Source organism: Kitasatospora sp. NPDC048296 (assembly GCF_043201815.1).
GTDB lineage: Bacteria > Actinomycetota > Actinomycetes > Streptomycetales > Streptomycetaceae > Kitasatospora.
In genome coordinates, this window is the sequence record NZ_JBICZB010000158.1 from 1 (window position 1) to 4,338 (window position 4,338).

At 74.7% G+C, this 4,338-nt stretch carries 2 protein-coding genes; both read right to left on the reverse strand.

What is annotated here, in order from left to right; genetic code table 11:
- Nucleotides 1-1,681, reverse strand: a 1,681-nt coding sequence (locus tag ACGF12_RS37975; protein WP_393041050.1) for a type I polyketide synthase, incomplete at its 3' end; no start/stop codon positions are given.
- A 32-nt stretch (nucleotides 1,682-1,713) separates the two neighbouring features.
- The coding region (locus ACGF12_RS37980) for a type I polyketide synthase (RefSeq protein WP_393041053.1) at nucleotides 1,714-4,338 on the reverse strand (2,625 nt) is incomplete at its 5' end.

The following is a 4,338-nucleotide window of genomic DNA, read 5'->3' on the forward strand; positions in this document are numbered from 1 at the left end:
CCGTACTCCCGGTCACGACGCCGGGGTGGTCGGCGCCCTCCGCCAGGGCGCGCAGCGCCTCCGTGCGGTCGCCGGGCAGGACGACTGCCCGGTGCGCGAAGAGCGACCTGCCCGTGGCGAGTACGTGTGCGATGTCGGCGGGCGCCGCCTCGGAGTGCTGGGAGAGCCAGTCGAGCAGCTGCCGGGCCTGGTCGCGCAGCGCGGCTTCCGACTTCGCCGACAGCGGCCAGACGGTGGGCAGTTCGGGCCCCTGCTCGACCTCGGCCGGCTCCGCCTCGGCCGGCTCCTCGGCCGTCGGCTCCTCCAGGATGACGTGCGCGTTGGTGCCGCTGATGCCGAACGACGACACGGCGGCGCGGCGCGGGCGCCCGTCCACGGTCTCCCACGGGCGGTTCTCGGTGAGCAGCGCGACCGCGCCGGAGGACCAGTCCACCTTCGACGTGGGCTCGGACACGTGCAGGGTCTTCGGCAGCTCGCGGTGCTGCATCGCCATGACCATCTTGATCACGCCGGCGACCCCCGCGGCCGCCTGCGTGTGGCCGACGTTCGACTTCACCGCGCCCAGCCAGAGCGGCCGTTCGGCCGTCGGGCGGTCCTGCCCGTACGTGGCGAGCAGCGCCTGCGCCTCGATCGGGTCGCCGAGCGACGTGCCGGTGCCGTGCGCCTCCGCCGCGTCGATGTCGCGGGCGGCCAGGCGGGCGTCGGCCAGGGCCTGCCGGATGACGCGCTGCTGGGCCGGGCCGTTGGGGGCGGTGAGGCCGTTGCTGGCGCCGTCCTGGTTGATCGCCGAGCCGCGGATGACGGCGAGTACGCGGTGCCCGTTTCGGCGGGCGTCGGACAGCCGCTCGACCAGCAGCAGGCCCGCGCCCTCGGAGAAGTTGGTGCCGTCGGCGTCGGCGGAGAAGGCCTTGCACCGCCCGTTCGGTGCGAGGCCGCGCTGACGGCTGAACTCGACGAACGGCGCCGGGGTGGCCATCACCGTGGCACCGCCGGCGAGCGCCAGGTCGCAGTCGCCCTTGCGCAGCGCCAGCACCGCCAGGTGCAGGGCGACCAGCGAGGAGGAGCACGCGGTGTCCACCGTGACCGCCGGGCCCTCGAACCCGAAGGTGTAGGAGATCCGGCCCGACGCCACGCTGCTGGTCGTGCCGGTCAGCAGGTAGCCCTCCAGGCCCTCGGCGCCCGAGAAGGCGTGCGGCACGTACTCCTGGTGGATGACGCCCGCGAACACGCCGGTGCGGCTGCCGTGCGCGGCGGCCGGGTCGAGACCGGCGTGCTCGAAGGCCTCCCAGGCCAGTTCCAGCAGCACCCGCTGCTGCGGGTCCATGGCCAGCGCCTCGCGCGGCGAGATCCCGAAGAACTCGGCGTCGAAGCCGCTCGCCTCGTGCAGGAATCCACTCTCCGAGGCGTAGGACGTGCCGGGCCGCTCCGGGTCCGGGTCGAAGAGGGCGTCCAGGTCCCAGCCGCGGTCGGTGGGGAAGGAGGAGACCGCGTCACCGCCCTCGGCGACCAACTGCCACAGCCGGTCGGGCCCGTCGGCCCCGCCGGCGTAGCGGCAGCTCATGCCGACGATGGCGATGGGCTCGTGGACCCGGTCCTCGACCTCGCGCAGCTGCCGGTTGGCCTGGCGCAGATCGGCCGTCGCCCGCTTCAGGTAGTCGCGAAGCTTCTGCTCGTTCCCCATGGTGATGTGTGCTCCTCGATGTCAGTGCGGGGTCAGGCCGTGCCGAGTTCTTCGTCCAGAACGCTGAACAGTTCGTCGTCGGTGACGGTTTCGAGGTCGTCATCGAGCTCGTGGCCGCCGTCCGCCGAGGCGGTGTTCCAGCGGCGGACCATCTCCTGGAGCCGCGCGGCGATCAGCGGACCGCCGTCGCCCTCGGGCCGGACAGCCTCCAACGCGGCTCCGATGCGGTCGAGTTCGGCCAGCAGAGCGGACTGGGCGTGTTCGGGCGAGGGCGCGAGTTCCTGCCGCAGGTGGCGCGCGAGGAGGACCGGTGACGGGTAGTCGAAGATCAGCGTCATCGGCAGCTGCCGCCCGGTCGCACCCTGCAGCCGGTTGCGCAACTCCACCGCCGTCAGTGAGTCGAAGCCCAACTCCCGGAACGCGCGGCCCGGTTCGATGCGACCGGCGGAGGCGTGGCCCAGCACCGTCGCGGCCTGGGCGCGCACCAGCTCCAGCAGGACCGCGTCCTGTTCGGTGTCGGTGGCCCCGGTCAGCCGCTTCAGCAGCGCCGAAGTGTCCACGGCCGCAGCCGCGTTGGCCCGTCGACGGACCGGCGCCAGCGAGCGCAGCAGGTGAGGTAGCGCACCGCGCTCCGCCTGGGCGCGCAGTCCCGCGCGGTTCACCCCGGCGGCCACGACGAGGCCGCCGGCCGAGAGCGCGGCATCGAACAGGGCGAGCCCCTGCTCGTCCGCCAGCGGCGTCACGCCGCCCCGCGCCAGGCGGGCCACGTCGGCCTCGCTCAGGTGCCCCGTCATGCCGCTGCTCTGCGCCCACAGGCCCCAGGCGATCGACGTCCCGGGCAGGCCGTGCGCCCGGCGGCGCTGCGCCAGCGCGTCGAGCAGTGCGTTCGCGGCCGCGTAGTTGCCCTGGCCGGGCGAGCCCAGCACACCGGCGGTCGACGAGAACAGGACGAACGCGGCGGGCGCGGCGTCCCGGGTCAGTTCGTCGAGCAGCAGCGCCGCGTCCGCCTTCGGGCGGAGCACCGTCTCGAACTGCTCGGCGGTGAGCGAGCCGACCAGGCCGTCGTCCAGGACGCCGGCCGCGTGGACGACCGCCGAGAGGGGGTGGGCGGCCGGCACGTCCGTCAGCAGCCGCTCCACCGCCGCGCGGTCGGCCGTGTCGCAGGCGGCGACGGTCACCGTCGCGCCCAGCGCTTCGAGTTCGGCGCACAGCTCGGCCGCGCCCGGCGCGTCGGGGCCGCGCCGGCTCGTCAGCAGCAGGTGGCGCACGCCGTGCACCTCGACCAGCCGCCGGGCGACCAGGCCGCCCAGCAGACCGGTGCCGCCGGTGACCAGCGCGGTGCCCTCGGGGTCCAGCGCGGTGGGCGGGGTCGCGTCGCCGGTCGAGGAGGGTTCGGGCTGCGGCGCCGGCAGCCGAACGAGCCGGGGCGCGTACAACTGATCGGCGCGTACGGCGAGTTGCGGCTCGTCGACGGTGAGAGCGGTGGCCAGTGCCTGCTCGGAGGCAGGCTCGTCGTCCAGATCGACCAGGATGAATCGGCCGGGGTTCTCGGTCTGCGCGGTCCGCAGCAGACCCCACACCGCGGCCTGGCCCAGGTCGGTCACGTCCGCGTCGGGCGTCGTGGCGACGGCGCCCCGGGTGACCACGGCGAGCCGACCGGGACGATCCTCGGCCAGCCACTCCTGCACGGCCTTCAGCACCGGGTGCAGGGTGTCGCGGACCTCCAGCCCGGCCGGTGCGTGGAACACCTCGATGTCGGCCGGCAGGTCGGCGGCGGTGGCGGGGACGCTGATCCACTCCAGGCCCATCAGGCCGTCACCGGACGCCTCGACGCGCGCCTGCCCGTACGTCGCCGGGGCGACCGGCTGGAAGGTCACCGCCCCCGCGGAGAGGACCGGCGCACCCGTCGGGTCGGTGGCGGTCAGTGTGAACGCGCCCGCGCCCAGCGGCAACAACCGGACCCGCAGTTCGGTCGCGTCGGTCGCGTGCAGCGTGACGTCCTCCCAGGCCAGGGCCAGTCGGGGAGAGGTGGTGTGTTCGTCGGCGAGGGCTGCGACGTGCAGGGCCGCCTCCAGCAGCACGGGGTGGATGCCGTACCCCCCGACCGACGCGCCCTCCGGCAGTGCCACCTCCACGCAGAGGCCGTCCGGCTGCCGCCAGGCGCGACGCACGGCTCGGGACACTCCGTCCACGGCGAGCCCGGACGCGGCGAGCCGCTCGTACAACTCCTCCGGATCGATCGGCTCCGCGCCGGCCGGGGGCCAGGGGGCCGTCGGGTCCGCGATGTCGGCGTCCGGCGCCTCGTCCTCCAGCACGCCGGTCGCGTGCCGGGTCCAGGGGCTCTCGTCGTCCGGTCGGGAGTGCACCTCCACCGTGCGCCGCCCGTCGGGGTCGGGCGCGCCCACGGCCGCCTGGATCTGAGCGGCCCGTCCGGTCGGCAGCGACGTCTCCACCGTCAGCTCCGCGATCCGGCCGGCGGACACCGAGTCGCCTGCGGCGATGGCGAGTTCCAGCAGCGCGGCGACGGGCAGGACCGGCGTCTCGCCGATGCTCTGCTCGGTCAGCCAGGGGTGGTCGGTGGTGGAGAGGCGGCCGGTGAGGAGGAGGGTGTTGTCGGTGGCGATGTTGAGGGTGGCTCGGAGGAGGGGGTGGGTGGT